The organism is Streptomyces dysideae (genome assembly GCF_001514305.1).
Taxonomy (GTDB): Bacteria; Actinomycetota; Actinomycetes; order Streptomycetales; family Streptomycetaceae; genus Streptomyces; species Streptomyces dysideae.
On record NZ_KQ949147.1, the window covers coordinates 1 to 15,178 of the forward strand.

The 15,178-nt window shown below is 69.1% G+C and carries 18 protein-coding genes and 4 pseudogenes; 11 read left to right on the forward strand and 11 right to left on the reverse strand.

Going from position 1 to position 15,178, the window contains the following annotated elements; all coding sequences use genetic code 11:
• The first annotated feature begins 216 nt into the window (after window positions 1–216).
• Window positions 217–915 carry a hypothetical protein gene (locus tag AQJ91_RS47375; protein WP_067036312.1) on the forward strand — a complete coding sequence of 233 codons (699 nt, stop codon included), beginning with the start codon at window positions 217–219 and terminating at the stop codon, window positions 913–915.
• A 58-nt stretch (window positions 916–973) separates the two neighbouring features.
• Here the strand turns inward: AQJ91_RS47375 and AQJ91_RS47380 are convergent.
• A pseudogene (locus AQJ91_RS47380) lies at window positions 974–1,493 on the reverse strand (hypothetical protein).
• A gap of 47 nt (window positions 1,494–1,540) precedes the next feature.
• Window positions 1,541–1,729, reverse strand: coding sequence for a hypothetical protein (locus tag AQJ91_RS47385; protein WP_067036315.1), 189 nt, complete (start codon window positions 1,727–1,729; stop codon window positions 1,541–1,543).
• A 225-nt stretch (window positions 1,730–1,954) separates the two neighbouring features.
• Here AQJ91_RS47385 and AQJ91_RS47390 point away from each other — a divergent pair, with 225 nt between their 5' ends.
• Both AQJ91_RS47390 and AQJ91_RS54245 read left to right on the forward strand, forming a co-directional pair.
• Window positions 1,955–2,389: a hypothetical protein gene (locus AQJ91_RS47390; protein WP_067036318.1), complete on the forward strand. Its 435-nt coding sequence runs from the start codon at window positions 1,955–1,957 to the stop codon at window positions 2,387–2,389.
• A gap of 92 nt (window positions 2,390–2,481) precedes the next feature.
• Window positions 2,482–2,874 (forward strand): hypothetical protein, encoded by a 393-nt coding sequence (locus AQJ91_RS54245; protein ID WP_159054832.1) that lies wholly within the window; start codon window positions 2,482–2,484, stop codon window positions 2,872–2,874.
• A 131-nt stretch (window positions 2,875–3,005) separates the two neighbouring features.
• Here AQJ91_RS54245 and AQJ91_RS47395 read toward each other — a convergent pair.
• Window positions 3,006–3,366, reverse strand: a pseudogene (locus AQJ91_RS47395) (IS6 family transposase); the annotation flags it as partial.
• A 307-nt stretch (window positions 3,367–3,673) separates the two neighbouring features.
• Between AQJ91_RS47395 and AQJ91_RS57670 the strand changes: the two are divergent.
• The 3 genes and pseudogenes from AQJ91_RS57670 to AQJ91_RS57125 form a co-directional block, all read left to right on the forward strand.
• Window positions 3,674–3,799: a hypothetical protein gene (locus tag AQJ91_RS57670; RefSeq protein WP_267891324.1), complete on the forward strand. Its 126-nt coding sequence runs from the start codon at window positions 3,674–3,676 to the stop codon at window positions 3,797–3,799.
• Entirely contained in the window at window positions 3,777–4,424 is a 648-nt protein-coding gene (locus AQJ91_RS47400; protein WP_067036321.1) for a hypothetical protein, read from the forward strand. The genes AQJ91_RS57670 and AQJ91_RS47400 overlap by 23 nt, the downstream gene beginning before the upstream one ends.
• 514 nt (window positions 4,425–4,938) lie before the next feature.
• Window positions 4,939–5,046: pseudogene (locus AQJ91_RS57125) on the forward strand (integrase); the annotation flags it as partial.
• A gap of 2 nt (window positions 5,047–5,048) precedes the next feature.
• On the opposite strand, the gene AQJ91_RS47405 reads toward AQJ91_RS57125, so the two are convergent.
• Together AQJ91_RS47405 and AQJ91_RS47410 are read right to left on the reverse strand one after the other, a co-directional pair.
• Window positions 5,049–6,071 (reverse strand): DNA-directed RNA polymerase subunit alpha, encoded by a 1,023-nt coding sequence (locus tag AQJ91_RS47405; protein ID WP_067036325.1) that lies wholly within the window; start codon window positions 6,069–6,071, stop codon window positions 5,049–5,051.
• Between the two features lie 321 nt (window positions 6,072–6,392).
• Window positions 6,393–6,812 (reverse strand): arsenate reductase/protein-tyrosine-phosphatase family protein, encoded by a 420-nt coding sequence (locus AQJ91_RS47410; protein ID WP_079085747.1) that lies wholly within the window; start codon window positions 6,810–6,812, stop codon window positions 6,393–6,395.
• A gap of 70 nt (window positions 6,813–6,882) precedes the next feature.
• On the opposite strand from AQJ91_RS47410, the gene AQJ91_RS55020 reads away from it, so the two are divergent.
• Both AQJ91_RS55020 and AQJ91_RS55025 read left to right on the forward strand, forming a co-directional pair.
• On the forward strand, window positions 6,883–7,428 hold the full coding sequence (locus AQJ91_RS55020; RefSeq protein ID WP_199848222.1) for a hypothetical protein: 546 nt from the start codon (window positions 6,883–6,885) through the stop codon (window positions 7,426–7,428).
• On the forward strand, window positions 7,344–7,901 hold the full coding sequence (locus AQJ91_RS55025; protein WP_199848223.1) for an FAD-dependent oxidoreductase: 558 nt from the start codon (window positions 7,344–7,346) through the stop codon (window positions 7,899–7,901). The genes AQJ91_RS55020 and AQJ91_RS55025 overlap by 85 nt, the downstream gene beginning before the upstream one ends.
• A gap of 543 nt (window positions 7,902–8,444) precedes the next feature.
• Here the strand turns inward: AQJ91_RS55025 and AQJ91_RS57130 are convergent.
• Window positions 8,445–8,696, reverse strand: coding sequence for a hypothetical protein (locus tag AQJ91_RS57130; RefSeq protein WP_067036329.1), 252 nt, complete (start codon window positions 8,694–8,696; stop codon window positions 8,445–8,447).
• Window positions 8,697–9,105: 409 nt separating this feature from the next.
• Here AQJ91_RS57130 and AQJ91_RS58665 point away from each other — a divergent pair.
• Window positions 9,106–9,345 (forward strand): annotated as a pseudogene (locus AQJ91_RS58665) (copper chaperone); the annotation flags it as partial.
• An 18-nt stretch (window positions 9,346–9,363) separates the two neighbouring features.
• On the opposite strand, the gene nrtS reads toward AQJ91_RS58665, so the two are convergent.
• The 4 genes from nrtS to AQJ91_RS47435 form a co-directional block, all read right to left on the reverse strand.
• Window positions 9,364–9,615: a nitrate/nitrite transporter NrtS gene (gene nrtS, locus AQJ91_RS47425; protein WP_079085743.1), complete on the reverse strand. Its 252-nt coding sequence runs from the start codon at window positions 9,613–9,615 to the stop codon at window positions 9,364–9,366.
• Window positions 9,602–10,165, reverse strand: coding sequence for a DUF1326 domain-containing protein (locus AQJ91_RS47430; RefSeq protein ID WP_234383467.1), 564 nt, complete (start codon window positions 10,163–10,165; stop codon window positions 9,602–9,604). The genes nrtS and AQJ91_RS47430 overlap by 14 nt, the downstream gene beginning before the upstream one ends.
• Before the next feature lie 94 nt (window positions 10,166–10,259).
• On the reverse strand, window positions 10,260–10,565 hold the full coding sequence (locus AQJ91_RS58820; protein WP_079085744.1) for a helix-turn-helix domain-containing protein: 306 nt from the start codon (window positions 10,563–10,565) through the stop codon (window positions 10,260–10,262).
• Window positions 10,566–10,595: 30 nt separating this feature from the next.
• A complete protein-coding gene (locus AQJ91_RS47435; protein WP_199848221.1) occupies window positions 10,596–11,528 on the reverse strand; it encodes an AraC family transcriptional regulator in 933 nt (310 codons plus the stop codon).
• A gap of 71 nt (window positions 11,529–11,599) precedes the next feature.
• On the opposite strand from AQJ91_RS47435, the gene AQJ91_RS47440 reads away from it, so the two are divergent.
• Window positions 11,600–12,298 carry a class I SAM-dependent methyltransferase gene (locus tag AQJ91_RS47440; RefSeq protein WP_159054833.1) on the forward strand — a complete coding sequence of 233 codons (699 nt, stop codon included), beginning with the start codon at window positions 11,600–11,602 and terminating at the stop codon, window positions 12,296–12,298.
• 108 nt (window positions 12,299–12,406) lie between these two features.
• Window positions 12,407–13,333: an IS3 family transposase gene (locus tag AQJ91_RS47445; RefSeq protein ID WP_107122736.1), complete on the forward strand. Its 927-nt coding sequence runs from the start codon at window positions 12,407–12,409 to the stop codon at window positions 13,331–13,333.
• A 9-nt stretch (window positions 13,334–13,342) separates the two neighbouring features.
• Here the strand turns inward: AQJ91_RS47445 and AQJ91_RS47450 are convergent, their stop codons facing one another.
• Window positions 13,343–14,863 (reverse strand): flavin-containing monooxygenase, encoded by a 1,521-nt coding sequence (locus AQJ91_RS47450; protein WP_159054834.1) that lies wholly within the window; start codon window positions 14,861–14,863, stop codon window positions 13,343–13,345.
• Window positions 14,864–15,178 lie beyond the last annotated feature (315 nt).

A 15,178-nucleotide genomic window follows, 5' to 3' on the forward strand; every position in this document is an offset into this window, starting at 1 on the left:
GGCGTCCCGGGCTTACCAGGACGGCCCGGCAAGTCGGGTGGGCCATGAGGGTGACCGTCGCCTGCGCACGTGTGCCGGGGCGGTGCATCAGTTCGCTGCACGGCACGATAGGGGCCGGCGGTGGCCCCTCCGCCCCCGCCTCGGGCTGGTCTGCCAGGAGCGCCCTTCGGCGCCGACCAGGACATCGGTAGGGGCGCCCGCCGGAAAGAGGAAGTCATGCGAGCCGCTGGTGGACTGTCGGAAGCGTTGGGGACGCCGCGCATCGCGGGAGCGGTGGGAATCGTCTCCGCCCTGCTGCTGGGCATCGTCATGGTCCTGATCCGCAACGCGCTCCCCGCTGATCCGACCGATGCGACCGGCTGGCTCACCGACTCTTCCCGCCGCGATGCCTTGCAGGTGGCACTGGGCCTGCTGCCGTTCGCCGGGATCTTTTTCCTGTGGTTCATGGGCGCCGTACGGAACTACGTCGGCGAGGCGGAAGACAAGTTCTTCGCCACCCTCTTCCTGGGCGGCGGGCTGCTGTTCGTCGCGCTGTTCTTCGTCTTCGCCGCAGTGGTCGGCGGCCTCCTGGCCACGGCCGACACGTCCCAGGCGGCCTCCCCACCCCAGCTCTGGCAGTACGGGCGTCACCTCACCCTCACCCTGCTCTCGGGCTATTGCACGCGCATGGCCGCCGTGTTCACCCTGTCCACCACGATGATCGGGCACCGCCTCGGCATCTTCCCCCGCTGGCTGGCCTGGCTCGGCTACCTCGCCGCGCTGGTGCTGCTGTTCGTCCGTGTCGCCTATTCCGAGCTTGTGTTCCCCGTCTGGATCCTGGCCGTCAGCGGTCACATTCTCCGGACCGCCCTCCGCCCCCAGCGTCCACAAGCCCCCCCGGTGACCCCGTACCGTACCGGTGGACCCCCGAAGTGAAACCGACCTTGAGATCAGCGCAGTGCCGCTCGGCGGGCAGTACCAGAGAATGAGGCCGTCAGTGCTGGAGTGCGGCCTTGACGGCCACGATGATCAGTCCGAGCAGAAGGTTGACGACCCCGGCAGCCACCACCCGGCGGCGAGGGGCGCCGACACGGACGGCCGCGGCACCTGCCCAGCCGACCTGCCCGGCCACAGCGACGGTGAGCCCCAGCCATGCCGTCCCCTTCAGGTCCCAGTCCCAGCATCGGGCTGATCGCCACGGCGGCGGCCGGTGGAACGGCCGCCTGGACAACCGGCCACTCCCGGGCGCAGACGCGGCGGACCTCCTCCCAGGTCAGGGGCTGGTGCACCGGCCGCTCGCCGGCGAGGCGGGCGTATACATGTGTGGCCCAGAACACCAGGCCGGTGGTGAGCAGAAGCAACACGAGCTCGAGCCGCGGGAACGGGCCGAGCGTTCCGGCTCCGGCCACCACCGAGGCGGCGAGGAGCGATCCGTAGACCGCGCCGACGTAATCGGTCCGGGCCGCACCCGAAGGTTTCGGGGTGCCGCCGTGCGCGGTGGTGCGACATCTCACCTTCCCAGGATGTCCGGCCGAGCCGTGGCCCGCACCAGCACGACGGGTCAGATCAGCACCAGGACAGCGATCAGCGAGAGCAAGGTGACCACGCGGCACGCGGCCGCGACAGCACCGAACGTCACGGGGGCGAAGCCCTGCCGGTGTCCAGCGACCTCTCCGGGCAGTTGATCACCCACATCCAAAGCGAGATCCGCATGCACATTGATGCCCTCCGCGTTGCTCTGCACCATCATCGCCAGGCATCACGAGCGGCATGGACGAGCTCAATTCACTGCGCGCCATAACTCCATAACTCCCGCTTGCGGCATGCGCGAGTCTTCGGGAATTGCGCTGCCATATGGAGCATGATCAAAGTGCGGTGAGCATCGCATGCCCCGACGATGGCCATGAAGGGCGGAGCGCGAAGCCTGTGACAGCCGAGCACTCCGCTGAGCCACGTGTCAAAGAAAGAGAGAACCATGACGGCAACGACGGAGAGCCCCACGCGGGAAAAGGCAGGCGCAGGCCAGGAAGAGTTCGGAGAGGAATCCTCCTTCGGTCCGCTCCTGCTGGCAACGATGCTGGCCCGTCGTGAGGAGCGCGGCCAGGAGTCGGTCATCGAGCACCCGCTTCTCCTGGCTGCGCTTATGCGCGGCCGTGAGGAGCGCGGTGAGTCGCTGATCCAGCACCCCCTCTTCCTGGCTGCGCTTATGCGCGGCCGTGAGGAGCGCGGTGAGTCGCTGATCCAGCACCCCCTCCTCCTGGCCGCGCTCACGCGCCGTCGTGAGGAGCGCGGCCAGGAGTCGGTCATCGAGCACCCGCTTCTCCTGGCTGCGCTTATGCGCGGCCGTGAGGAGCGCGGTGAGTCGCTGATCCAGCACCCCCTCCTCCTGGCCGCGCTCATGCGCCGCTAATAGGAAATGGCGACATCCCTGCCCTCCGATCCTGCAATCATCAGCGTTGGAGGGCAGGTCCCGTACGGCAATTGAAGACTTGAGGAACCACAATGGCAGCTGAGTCCGGCGGAGAATCGGAGCGGGATCCCGTGGAGGCCTTCATCGACGAGGTCTTCGAGGAAATGGTGCGCGAGACCGGGATTCCACATACGGGAACCGGTGCCAAGCATGGAAAGGATCCACTGGCGGGAGCCCTGATGGAAGCGGCCGTAGCGTCCCTGTCGCAGCCGACGTCCCATGCTTCAGAACTGGAAAGAGTGTTGTTCGCGCACACCCTCGCGACGGCACTGGCAGAATCTCTCGCGCCCGCTCTGGCAGATGCGCTGGCCTCGGAGATCATGAAGGTGCTGACCCACCACGCCACGTCTCAAAGCGGCGACACCCACGAATCAGCCGGTGCAGCCGGCCGCAGCCACCGCACTTCCGGTGGCGGAGGCTCCTGAGCTGACCGTCGGCCTGGTGGCCGCTCCGCCGTGCACCCGTGCCCGTCTGTGCGGCTGTGCGGGTGGGCCGGGTATCCGGTTCATGCCGGTTGGCTCTGCGGTGTGATCGTGGCGGTCATCAGGTGGCGGTGGGGCCGGAAGTGGGGTGAGATGCCGCTGAACGCGGACAGGAACCGCTGGGCGGCGCCGACAAAGAGGCAACCCTTCATCGCCCGTTCGCGCTGCCGGGTCGGTTGGTGGCTGTTCTCGGCCCGGTTGTTCAGCCCCTTATGGGAGCGGTGCTCCACCGACGGCATGACCTCGCGGTGGGCCGCGCCGTAGGAGCGGAGCTTGTCCGTGACGATCGCCCTCGGCACCGCACCCGCCTTCTTCAACAGCTTGCGGAAGAAACGCCTGGCCGCGGCGGTGTCCCGGCCGGGACTGCACGAGGATGTCCAGCACGTTGCCGTCCTGGTCGACCGCCCGCCACAGATACTTCCGCTCTCCATTGATCTCTCGGCTTTCGCTGTTCTGACTGATCGTCAGCCAAGTCACCCACACGGGTAATGAGGGGCCGTAGCATCCGCCGCGGGCCGAACAGCAGAGAAGCATCGGCGGTGTTCTCGTCTCCTCCGCAGAGGGACCCGCCGATGCTTCCCGATACGACCGTACCCGCCTCGCTGCTCGCCGTCTTGGCATCGTTGCGCGGCTGCTTCACCTACCCCGCCTTCGCCACGTTCGCTGCGCGCTGGTCACCGGTGCCCTTCATGGCCCGCCCGGTGTGCTCCCCCAGCCTCCGGCCGGGAGGTGCCCCCAGCCGGTGCTCGCGCGGCTGCACCGGCCCAAGGACGGGCCGTCCAAGGTGGACCTCGCCGCCGCCATGATCCGTTTCCTCACCGCCTGCCACCACTGGCGGCGCCTGCATGTTGTCGCGGACGCCGCCTAACGGCCGGGCCCTGCGCGATCTGCCCGATCACATCACCTTCACCACACGCCTGCCGGCCTCCGCGGTGCTCTACGGCCTCGCCCCGCCGCCGACCGGCCGCCACGGCCGCCCCCGGCTCAAGGGCGAACGCCTGGGCACCGCGCAGGAGCTGGCCGCCACGCTCGCCTTCGCTCCCGCCAAGGTCGCGCGCTACCAGCGCACCGACACCGTGCACCTTGCCGAGTGCACCTGCCTGTGGTACGGCTCGTTCCACACCCGCACCGTCCGCGTGATCTGGCTGCGCGACGACGCCACCGACACCGGCTACGACCTCGCCCTGCTCACCACCGACCTCACCACCCCCGCCCCACGGCTGATCACCCGCTACGCGTGGCGGTGGGCGATCGAGGTGACCTTCGCCGAGGCCCGCGGCCTGCTCGGGGTCGGCCAGGCCGAGAACCGCACCCGCACCGCCGTCGAGCGCACCGTCCCCTTCGGCCTGTACTGCTACACGATCACCGTCGTCTGGTACACGTGGCACGGACCCGTCCCCAGGACGCGGCTGAGCGGCGCGAGCGGGCCCCGTGGTACACCACCAAGACCCAGCCGACGCTGTCGGACATGCTCGCCAAGCTCCGCCGGGTAGTGATCGCCGCCCGATTTATGGGCGACGGCCCCGGTCAGCCCATAGATGCCGAAATCCGTGCCGTCCACGAGGCATGGGCCACAGCCAGCGGATGCTTGGCATGACGATCGGTCAGAACACCGAAAGTCGAGCTCAATGACGGCACTGACCCGTCACCATCCTCGGACGACGGCCAGGACTGATCCGCTCGGCGCGTACTCAACCCTCTCAGCTCGGGAACGACTCATGTGAAGTCGTCGGGAAGCGCTCTGAACGGCCCGCCTGACCGCACGGGGCGGGAGGCCCGGGCCGCCGCGATGCTGTAGGCGCTGTCAGTAGACGTCACGGACGTAGTTTCTCTGCGACCAGGCGCCTGACATAGCCCCCGTGTGGTAGAGGCCGGCCGGGGTCGCCTTGCGCCAGACCAGCTGGGGTGACGGGCGCAGCAGGCAAGGCCGGTGACCGCCGGCTGGCCGAGGCGGTACGTGAAGCGCTGGAGCCGCGCCGCTTTGTCGCCGGCCGCCTTCGCCCGGGTTTGTGCGCGGGCGCCGACCCGGCCGAGGCCGCCCAGCGGGCAGGGAACAGCGTGGAGGTTCTCCTGTCCCCGTACGCGAAGTGCCTCTATGGCCGGCGCAGCGCAGCGTTTCAGTATTGCTCCGTCTCCACGAAACCCGCGTCCGCGTCGTTGCTCGTGCCGAAGGCGTCGGCAGCGGCGGTCGGATCGAATCCGGGCGGGCTGTCCTTGAGGCCCAGGCCCATGTCGGCGAGCTTCGCCTTGACCTCGTCGATGGACTTCGCACCAAAGTTGCGAATGTCCAGGAGGTCGGCCTCGGAGCGGGCGACGAGCTCACCCACGGAGTGGACGCCCTCACGCTTGAGGCAGTTGTACGAACGGACGGTGAGGTCGAGCTCCTCGATTGGCAGTACCAGGTCGGCGGCAAGGGCGGCGTCCGTCGGGGACGGGCCCATGTCGATGCCCTCGGCGTCGATGTTCAGCTCGCGCGCCAGACCGAACAGCTCGACCAGGGTCTTACCGGCAGAGGCCATGGCGTCACGCGGACGCATGGCCTGCTTGGTCTCGACGTCGACGATCAGCTTGTCGAAGTCGGTGCGCTGCTCGACACGGGTCGCCTCGACCTTGTAGGTGACCTTGAGAACCGGCGAGTAGATGGAGTCGACCGGGATCCGGCCGATCTCCTGGCCGACCTGCTTGTTCTGGACGGCGGAGACGTAGCCGCGACCGCGCTCGACGGTCAGCTCCATCTCCAGCTTGCCCTTGCCGTTGAGCGTGGCGAGGACGAGGTCGGGGTTGTGCACCTCGACACCGGCCGGCGGCGCGATGTCGGCGGCGGTGACCAGACCCGGGCCCTGCTTGCGCAGGTACATCACGACCGGCTCGTCGTGCTCCGAGGAGACGACCAGCTGCTTGATGTTGAGGATCAGGTCGGTGACGTCCTCCTTGACGCCCGGCACGGTGGTGAACTCGTGCAGAACGCCGTCGACGCGGATGGACGTGACCGCCGCACCCGGGATCGAGGAGAGGAGAGTACGACGCAGGGAGTTGCCGAGGGTGTAGCCGAAGCCCGGCTCCAGCGGCTCGATGACGAACCGGGAGCGGAACTCGTCGACAACCTCTTCGGTCAGGGACGGACGCTGAGCAATCAGCACGAGGTGTTGCCTCCAGTGGTTTGGCGCCCGCTATGTGACGCCGTAGACACCACGAAGGGTACGGGCGATACGGTCTCCGCAGAGGCCGAACCGCCCGTCTCCCCATCCCGGCGAGGAGGCTTCGGGCCTCCCTTCCGCCCGCCGACCCCACGGGTGATGTCGTGATCATGGTGTTGGCCGGGACAGTTGGCAGGGGTGGTGTGCACCGCCCACGGCGCTGTGCTTGGCCGATACGTCCCGGCACGGAACCCCCGTCGCCTCAGTCGCTGTGCACGTCGGCGAAGACGAGTCGTGGGCCGGCGGCCGTACCAATGCCCGCGGTCAGTGCTGTGGTGGGACGCCGAGGTCGTCGAGGAGGCCGCGGACGCGGCGCTCGATGTCGTCGCGGATGGGCCGGACGTGGTCGACGGTCTTGCCTTCGGAGTCGTCCAGGGTCCAGTCGAGGTAGCGCTTGCCGGGGAAGACCGGGCAGGAGTTGCCGCAGCCCATGCTGACGACGACGTCGGCGGCGCGGACGGTCTCGTCGGTCCAGGGCTTGGCGAACTCGCGGGAGATGTCGATGCCGCGTTCGCTCATCGCGGCGATGGCTGCCGGGTTGACCTCGAACCCGGGTTCGGAGCCGTACGACGAGGCCACGGCGTTGTCGCCGACCGGGTGCTGGAAGAAGCCCCCACACCGGTGCGAGGGCCTTGGAGCGGGGGCGGCCCAGGAACCAGATGGCGCACACCAGCCCGCCGGCAATAGGCGCCGCGGCCAGTGGGGCCGCGGCGCCGCCGGTCACAAGCCCGTAGGCGGCGAGGATGGCGGGCAGGTGACGGAAGGAGGTGAGCAAATCGCCGTACGGCTCGCCGAGACCGGGATCGACGTCGTGGGTGTAGAGGCGGAGCTCGTCGGCGGCGAGTGCCCGTACTGGGCCTGCATCCCGAGCAAGATGATGAGCCGTGCCGGGAACCTGCTCGCCGAAGCCCGGCGCGTGCCCGGCCTGGCCGGACGGACCGAGGTGGCGGCCGACTTCGCGCCGGTCGCGGCCAGGATCCGTGAGGCGGCGACGGACGACTGGAACGACGAGGTGGCCGTGGACCCCTTCACCGGCAAGGGCGGGCGCTTCGTCCGTGGCCGCGCACGGCTGGCCGGGCCCGGCCGGGTGGAAGGTGGACGGGCAGGTGTTCTCCGCCCGGGGCGCTGTGGTGCCAGCCACCCGCAGATCCCGCCGGTGTCGGGCCTGGAGCAGGTGCGGTACTGGACGCACCGGCAGGCGATCGCCGCCACGAGGTGCCGGCCACGCTGCTGGTGCTCGGCGGTGGCGCTGTCGGCCTGGAACTGGCGCAGGCGTTCGCACGGTTCGGCACCGCGGTGACCGTCGTGGAGGCGATGGGGCGGCTGCTCCCCGCGGAGGAACCCGAGGCCGGGGCTCTGCTCGCCGACGTACTGCGGGCGGAAGGGGGCACCGTACGCACCGGTGCGCGGGCCACCGGAGTCCGTCACAGGGAGGACGGCTTCCGGCTCACCCCGGACGCGGGTGAGGAGATCACCAGGCAGCGGCTGCTCAGGGCCACCGGGCGACGCGCCCGCCTGGCTGGCCTCGGTCTGGAGACCGTCGGTCTCGACCCCGAGGCCCGCGCTGTGGATGTGGACGGCCGGATGAGGGCCGCGGACGGCGTGTGGGGCGTGGGCGCCCTCACCGGCCGCGGGCTGTTCACCCATGTGGCGATGTACCAGGCGGAGATCGCCGTCCGGGACATCCTCGACGCGCCGGGGTCGAAGACCGACTACTGTGCCCTGCCCCGTGTCACCTTCACCCGACCCGGAAGTCGGCTCCGTGGGGCCTGACCGAGCACGGGGCCGGTGAGCGAGGGCTTCGGGTACGTACGGGCACCGCGCAGGTGCCGTCCTCGGCACGCGGCTGGATCCACAAAGCCGGCAACGACGGGCTGATCAAGCTCGTCGAGGACGCCGAGCGCGGCGTTCCCTGGTCGGTGCCACTTCGGTCGGCCCGTCCGGCGGCGAGGTCCCCTACGGGCTTGCCGTGGCCTTCAGGCCGAGGTTCCGGTCGACCGGCTCCGGCACATGATGTTCGCCTACCCCACCCCTTCCACCGAGGCGCGGAAGATGCCCTTAACGATCTTGTCGCTTGAGGACTGCGCGCCGCTCCGCCTCCTGCTCGACTGTCGACAGCGAGGAGGTGACGGTCGCCTCCCAGCGTGGGGCGACCACGCCGCCCCACTACCGGCCGAGCGCCCATAGGTCCGTGCCCAGCTCACCGGTGTAGGCCAGCCGCGTGCCCGCCACGTGTTCGCCCAGCTCGATGTCTCCACGGTCGTCGCCGTCAGCCGCCCACCGGTGATGGGGGTGTGGTGGGCGGCGAGTACCAGGTCACTGCCCCCGTTCCAGCACGGCCACCTTCTCCCGCATCGCCCGCGTGGCCCGCCCGAGGTAGGGCTGGGCGATCACGTCGAAGACCACCCCGCGCGGCGCCTCGATGTCGACCGTCTGCGGCCCCAGGCTGCGGGTGCGCCGACCGACACCCACATCCAGCGCAAGCGCTCCCGTCACCCGCCCCACATACCCGGCCACCGCACCGGCGGCGTCTCCGACGGCCACCAGCAGCCTGCCGACCCACGCCATGTCAGCGCCCTTCTGCTCGGCCTGTTCTGCGTCCCGAAGGTGAGGCTATGGCGGACACTCCTGCCCATCGGTGATCGCGCTCACCTTCACTGGGCGCGCGTCGGCCTACCGTGAACGGGATCCCTCACCTGATGAAAGAACAAGGCGTGGAGTCCGTATCCGAGATCGCCGGCAGCCGCGCTGCCACCAGCGCTCTCCTGACGGAGCTGCACCAAGGGGCACTGGACGCCGTCGGCCGTTCGGCCAGCTCACCGCCCTGCACGGCGTGCTGCTCGCTCTGGCCGCAGGCAGGCGTCCAGGCTGCCGCTGGGTGGTGACGATCTGGGCGCTCAGCGCGGCCCGTCTGGGACTGCTGGAGCAGCGCGCCCGGCTCACTGCCGCCGATGTCCTCACCTTGATCCGGGCCAACCTCCCGGCCGGCGCCTACTGCGTTGGCTGCTGCGCTGGGCTGATGGTCGTCCTGATCCCGTTCGGAGTGATGAACATGGCGGCCCTGGCGGGGCCGGCCGTGGTGATCTTCGTGGAGAAGCTGTGGACCCGCGGGCCATTGCTCCAGCGTCGTGGGCCTTGCGTTCCTTGTCCTGGCATGCTCGCCCCGCTTCAGGACTGGCTGCTGCCGTGGCTGCAGGATTCGATGCCGGCGATGGACGGATGCACGGGATGTGACTCACCTCGTCCCCGTCCGCCAGGCCGCTCTGCGGCAACTGAAGAAGCCCGCGCTGGACACGCAGAACGGGACCAGATAGTTGAAAAGCACCCGCCACCAGGTGGCCGCCGTGGCGTCCCCGGATGCGATGACGGTGCCCTGGTTCACGAGCGACAGCAGGGTGCCCACCAGGATGGCGATCGGCACACACCTGGACAACGAGGGCGCGGAGAACACCGTCGCCAACAGCCGTGGTGCGTCACTGGCGCTCATGCATGGCCTCGCTCAGGTACGTCCCGTGGTGGGCCCCTTCGGCCTCCTCGCTGCTGAAGACGTAGTCGGCCGGCTCGCAGTACGACGCTTCGTAACTCAGCCCGAAAGCATCGGAACGTCCGCTGCTCCTGCCGACCTCGAACTCGGGCGCGAACCCGAACAGGGCGTTCTTGATCTTCGTCGAACTGCCGTCGGGGTCGGTGAGCGGCTCGTAGGACAGCTCCGTCCTGCCCTCGACCGTGCAGCCGGGCCTCTCTCCGTCCGTGAGGGACGCCTTCGCCCGTTCCATTCCCAGGTACTCGCCGTAGAACTGCGAGAGCTGGCCGAGTGGTCCGCCCTCCCGGCCGGACAGGATGCGCTCCAGGGCGTCGGCCTGCTCGTCGCCGGCGGCGGAGTCCACGACCAGTCCGGCCTTCCAGTTGCCAGAGGTCAGGTTGGAGGGGGAGTGGTTGCAGAAGGCGAAGTCCACGTGGAACACGGCGGTGCCCGGGCATTCCGTCCCGCCCTTGGTGTCCCGGGGCTGACCGTCGTACGGGCAGCTGCACAGCACGGCGCACGAGCAACCGGCGACGTACTTGCCGGAAATCGTCCACGACGTTGCTGTCCCCTTCTCCGAGGGGTGACGGCTCGCAGCACCTGTACTTTTACGCTAGACCTGTCAAATAGTCATATAAACGGCGCTTCCGAGCAATCCGGGCTGGCTGGACGATGGCGCCGGTGATACCTGCTTGGTGCCGGCGGGGGACGTCGGTGAGGACGGAGACGGGCACGGGTCGGAGAGTGGCGGCCGTCAGGACGACGAAGTCTTCGTCTTCAGGGCTGGCTTGGCGGTGGCGGCCTCCCGCCCGGTGAGCATCTAGGCAGGCCAGACCGATCTCGTTGAACTGGTGGATCACATCGCGCACGGTGACGTCGCACAATTCCCCGATCAGACCTGCCTGGCTTCGCATGCGGATTCCACCGGCGCGGATGGGGATTTCTCAGCGCCTCGGCCTGCTTCCGGGTTCGGCGCCGGCTCGCCGCCACTGTGCGGGGCTCATTCCGTGCGCCTTGCCGAAGGTGCGGGCGAAGTAGCCGGCGTCCGGGAAGCCCACTTGCCTGCCTATCTCGCTGATCGGCAGTTCGGTCGCGGCCAGCAGGCGCCGGGCTTGTACCATTCGCCGCTCGGTGATCCACTCCTGCACGGTACGCCCGGTCCGTCGGCGTACCGTCGAGGTGAGGTGGCCTGGGGAGATGCTGACTGCGGCGGCCACGTCGCGCAGTGACAGCGGTTGTGGGTAGCGCTGCTCGATGACCTCGAACACCTCGGCGAGCAGTGGTTCCCGGTTCTCGCGCAGGTCGCCCACGACGTCGGCGGCGAGCCGGGACACTCCGACCAGCAGCAGCGTCAGGTGGGCCAGAACGGCCTCCCGGCAGCCGTCCCGGCGTTGCGCCAGTTCGTCGTGCAGGGCCTGGATTCGGGCGGCCCACTCGGGCCGGTCCGGTTCGGGCACCCGCAACCGCAGGGCGCCGATCGCCCCGCCGCGGACGAACGGGAACAACAGCGGGTGCGTGCGCCAGGCCAGGTGGGCGCCGGGGACGTCCGGGCCGAGCACGTCGGCGGTGAAGAACACGCCCCAGCCGCGGGCGTGGGCCAGGTCGGTGGCGTGGATATGGCCCATCACGTCGCCGGGCGCGATGACGAACAGGTCGCCGGCCTCGATCGGCCAGGCCCGCCGGCCGGTGCGCAGCAGCCCGCCGGTGGTCTCGAAGTACGCCAGGCCGGGGAAGTCGTGCGCGTGCTCCTCGAAGGTGCCGGTGCTCTCCCAGCCGTGCTCCAGCCGCCAGGTCGCCACGGGCAGCTCGCCGGGTGCCGGCAGCATCGAGTAGGTCGCCGGCCGGTCCCGGCTGGGCGCCTTTCGCACGGTCCTCACCGTCGAATCGTCCCACTGGAGCCACAGATCGGTACAGGTCCGCAGCATCAGGCGCGGTCAGAATGGACAGCATGACCGAAAAAATGTCTCAGCCGCTCACCGAGCGGGAGTACATCCCGGGCTTGGGCAAGCACTTCCTGACGCCGCTCTACGACGTGGTACACCACGCGTTCGGGCTGCGCCCGATCCACCAGGAGATGATCACGCTGGCCGGGCTGCGGGACGGGCACCGGGTGCTGGACGTCGGCTGCGGTACCGGGAACCTGCTCCGGGCGACCGGTCAGCGGCACCGGAACGTGGACCTCGTCGGGCTGGACCCTGACCCGCAGGCGCTGGCCAGCGCCGGGCGCAAGGCCCGGCGGGCCGGCCTCACCGTACGGCTGGACCGCGGCTTCGCCCAGGAACTGCCTTATGGCAACGGCTCGTTCGACCGAGTCTTCTCCAGCCTGATGCTGCACCACCTGGACAGCACGTCGAAGGACGCACTGCTGGCCGAAGTGCGCCGGGTGCTGCGGTCCGACGGGCTGCTGGTCCTGGCCGACGCGGTGCTCGACGAGCACGGGCATGACCACATGCACGGCCGCGGGCGCCGACAGGTCCGGATGCGCGGCCGGATGCGCGAACAGCTTCGCGACAACGTCGGCGGCGCCGTGTCGCAGCGGATCGCCGCAGCCGGCTTCACCGTGGAGCCAACCCGCACCATGGCGCTGCGGATCGGCGGAAGAGTCGCCATCGAACTGGCCCACCCGAGCGGGCCCGCCCAGAAATAGCCGCAGTCAAACGGCCTGTTCCGGAGCCCTTCGTGACCACTGCGGCGCTCGAAGTGCCCAGCTGAAGCGCCCGGGTGCCAGCCGAGACGCTCAGTCTGAGGGGCCTCCATGCTCCGAGGGGAAGCGCAGGTCGGGGCGGTCAGCGACTGCAAGACCGAGGAGAACATTCCGCATCGCATCGCCTGCCGGGCACTCGGGGTGTCGGAGGCGTGGTTCTACAAGTGGCGCCGCCGCCCGGCGGAGCCGACGAAGCGCGAGGTCAGAAGGGCTGCCCTGGCTGAGCGGATCCGCTACTTCTTCGACCGCTCCGGCAAGACGTACGGCTCGCCGAGGATCACGCTGGATCTGTGGGAGGAGGGCTGGCAGGTGTCGCAGAACACCGTTGCCGAGATCATGGCCGAGCTCGGCCTGCAGGGCCGCGAACCGCCTCGCCGACGCCGCTCGCTGACCCGCCCCGGCAAGCGGAAAGCCGCCCCTGACCTGGTGCGGCGCAAGTTCGACGCCATCGCGCCCGACGTTCTGTGGTGGGGCGACATGACGGAGATCGACACCGGCGAGGGCAAGCTCTACCTCGCATCCGTCCACGACGCCTTCTCCCGCCGGGCCCTGGGCTACGCGATGGGCGCGCGGCACGATGCCGCGCTGGTCAGCGCCGCCCCGCAAATGGCGATCGCGGCCAGAGACGGCCAGGTCGACGGCGTCATCTTCCACACGGACCGCGGCAGCGAATACACATCCGAGGCGTTCCAGCAGCTGTGTGGCCGCTGGGGCGTGGTGCAGTCGATGGGGCGCGTCGGGTCGGCCTTGGACAACGCCGCCGCAGAGTCGTTCCACTCCGTCCTCAAAGTCGAGTACGTGCATCGGCACACGTTCCGTACACGGGCCGAGGCCCGGCTGAAGATCGCGACGTGGATCGCGGACTTCTACAACACCAAGCGCCGCCACAGCGCGGCCGGCGGGAAACCGCCCGTTGAGTTCGAACGGATCATCCAGGAAGCGCGAGCCCGGACCGATCAGGAAGGCCGGGCCGCATAACCAACGTCTCTACGAAAACTGGGGATTGACAGAACTCGATCGAGTGAGGCCCGCATAGCGGTGTGCCACTCCGCCGGGAAGCAGGTATTCGGCCAGCAAGTTGCCGGCGCGGTGGGATGGCAACCCCATGTCGTGCAGGAGTTCGTCCGCGCAGTGGATGTCGTAGGGGCCGAAGTCGTAGCCGCCGGAGCCGGGCAGCACCTGCTCCTGCCAGGCCAGGCGAGCATCGATGGCTTCTCGCATCTCCTGCTCGCCCGGGGTGGTGCGCAGCGTCGCCCGGAAATGACAGGTCAGCCAGTGCGCGGTGAGTTCCACGCCCATGATGTTGTTGAAGACCTGCCGGAAACCGACGAACCCCAGCCGGTCGGCGCTGGGTGGCACGATGCCTCGGTAGAGCCGCAGCCGCCCGTCGGCATCGTGCACTCGCACGCTCGAATCCAGGAACGGGAAGACTTTGTGGTGCCCCGTGGCGAACACGATGACATCCGCCGCCACTTCCTCGCCGGTCGCCAGTCGCAGCCCCTTGTCGGTATACGCCTCGACAGCACTGACCTTGGGGGCGATCAGGCCGCGGCGGATGGCCCGCACGTAGCCGCGTGGCATCACTCCCGCGTGGGCCAGATGGAAGGGGAGCGGGTGAGCGGGCCGCAGCTTCCTCGGCAGCCGGTACAGCCCGCTGGAAAACAGCATGTCGCGGGTGATGAGCCACCACAGAGCCCCCTTGGCCCGCTCGTCGATGCGGTCGAGCGGACGGATGCAGGCCGGATCGTGGTAGCGGGGCAGGAGCGCCTCACCGAGCCGGGTGAACAGGATCCACTTGTAGCCGACCAGACCGAGCAGAAGCCGCTCGGGGACCATCCAGTTCACCTTGCGCTGCACGATAGTGGCTGAGGCCGCTTCGTGTGCGGCGCGGGTGATCAGGTCCAATGCGGACTTGCCGCCGCCCACAACCACCACGCGCCGGCCGGCGAATGTCCCGGCCCGCACCTCGTTGGAGTGCAGCACGCTCCCGCGGAACACATCACGCCCGGGCAGCTCGGGCAGCCGGGGATGATGATGAGCCCCGCTGGCGACAACGACGTAGTCGAATGTTTCGCGACGAACGTCCGCCGCCTTGTCCCCAGTGGGCCGAGAGTCGACCAACCAGCCGCAGGCGCCCACCCGCCCAGGCCCGTCCACCGGCCGGATGGAGATCACCTCGGCGCCGGGTCGGACGCGGTCGAGTACACCGAAGGTCTCGGCGTAGTTCTCCAGGTAGCGTTGCGAGTCCACCGCGCCGGCGAAGTGCAAGCGGTTCGGCAAGTCCGCGAACTCGAAGAGCCGGAGCGCGGCCTGGTTGGCCAGCCCGTCGTAGCAGCCTTCCGATGACCAGATCCCGCCGACCTGCTGGTACTTGTCGAAGACCGTGACGTCGAAGCCGTTCTCCAACAACACCTTGGCGGTGACGATTCCCCCGGGGCCGGCCCCGACAACACACGCTCTCATAAGCTGCCACTCTCCACGGGTGATCGCCGCATCCAGCTCACTCATCATCCCGGTTGCGGACCCCCATGCCCAGGACATGGCCACAGTGCTTGAGGCATCAGAAGATGACGGTCACGGTCACCCCCAGGACACGCCGTACGTGGTCAACGCCCGTGACCGGGGAGGTCATATCCAGTTCTCCCTGCGGCAGCCGGCGACGCCCGGAGACCTCGGCCCCTGCGTCGCTTTGCCACCCAATCCAGTCGATGCAGGCGGGCGCCGCCCGGCCGATTTACTTCTTTGTCAACGGACGGGTTCGACCACGCTCGCGCTGCGCTCGGTTCCCATGTTCTGTCTCCCGCGATCTGGTCCCAGTCTCAA

Coding starts and splice junctions, on each gene's coding strand:
- AQJ91_RS54245 (WP_159054832.1), top strand. CDS start 2,482: ATGGCAGCTGAGTCCGGCGGAGAATCGGAGCGGGATCCCGTGGAGGCC.
- AQJ91_RS47400 (WP_067036321.1), top strand. CDS start 3,777: ATGTTGTCGCGGACGCCGCCTAACGGCCGGGCCCTGCGCGATCTGCCC.
- AQJ91_RS47375 (WP_067036312.1), top strand. CDS start 217: ATGCGAGCCGCTGGTGGACTGTCGGAAGCGTTGGGGACGCCGCGCATC.
- AQJ91_RS58820 (WP_079085744.1), bottom strand. CDS start 10,565: ATGCGAAGCCAGGCAGGTCTGATCGGGGAATTGTGCGACGTCACCGTG.
- AQJ91_RS47385 (WP_067036315.1), bottom strand. CDS start 1,729: ATGATGGTGCAGAGCAACGCGGAGGGCATCAATGTGCATGCGGATCTC.
- AQJ91_RS47450 (WP_159054834.1), bottom strand. CDS start 14,863: ATGAGTGAGCTGGATGCGGCGATCACCCGTGGAGAGTGGCAGCTTATG.
- nrtS (WP_079085743.1), bottom strand. CDS start 9,615: ATGAGCGCCAGTGACGCACCACGGCTGTTGGCGACGGTGTTCTCCGCG.
- AQJ91_RS57130 (WP_067036329.1), bottom strand. CDS start 8,696: ATGGCGTGGGTCGGCAGGCTGCTGGTGGCCGTCGGAGACGCCGCCGGT.
- AQJ91_RS47440 (WP_159054833.1), top strand. CDS start 11,600: ATGACCGAAAAAATGTCTCAGCCGCTCACCGAGCGGGAGTACATCCCG.
- AQJ91_RS47445 (WP_107122736.1), top strand. CDS start 12,407: ATGCTCCGAGGGGAAGCGCAGGTCGGGGCGGTCAGCGACTGCAAGACC.
- AQJ91_RS47390 (WP_067036318.1), top strand. CDS start 1,955: ATGACGGCAACGACGGAGAGCCCCACGCGGGAAAAGGCAGGCGCAGGC.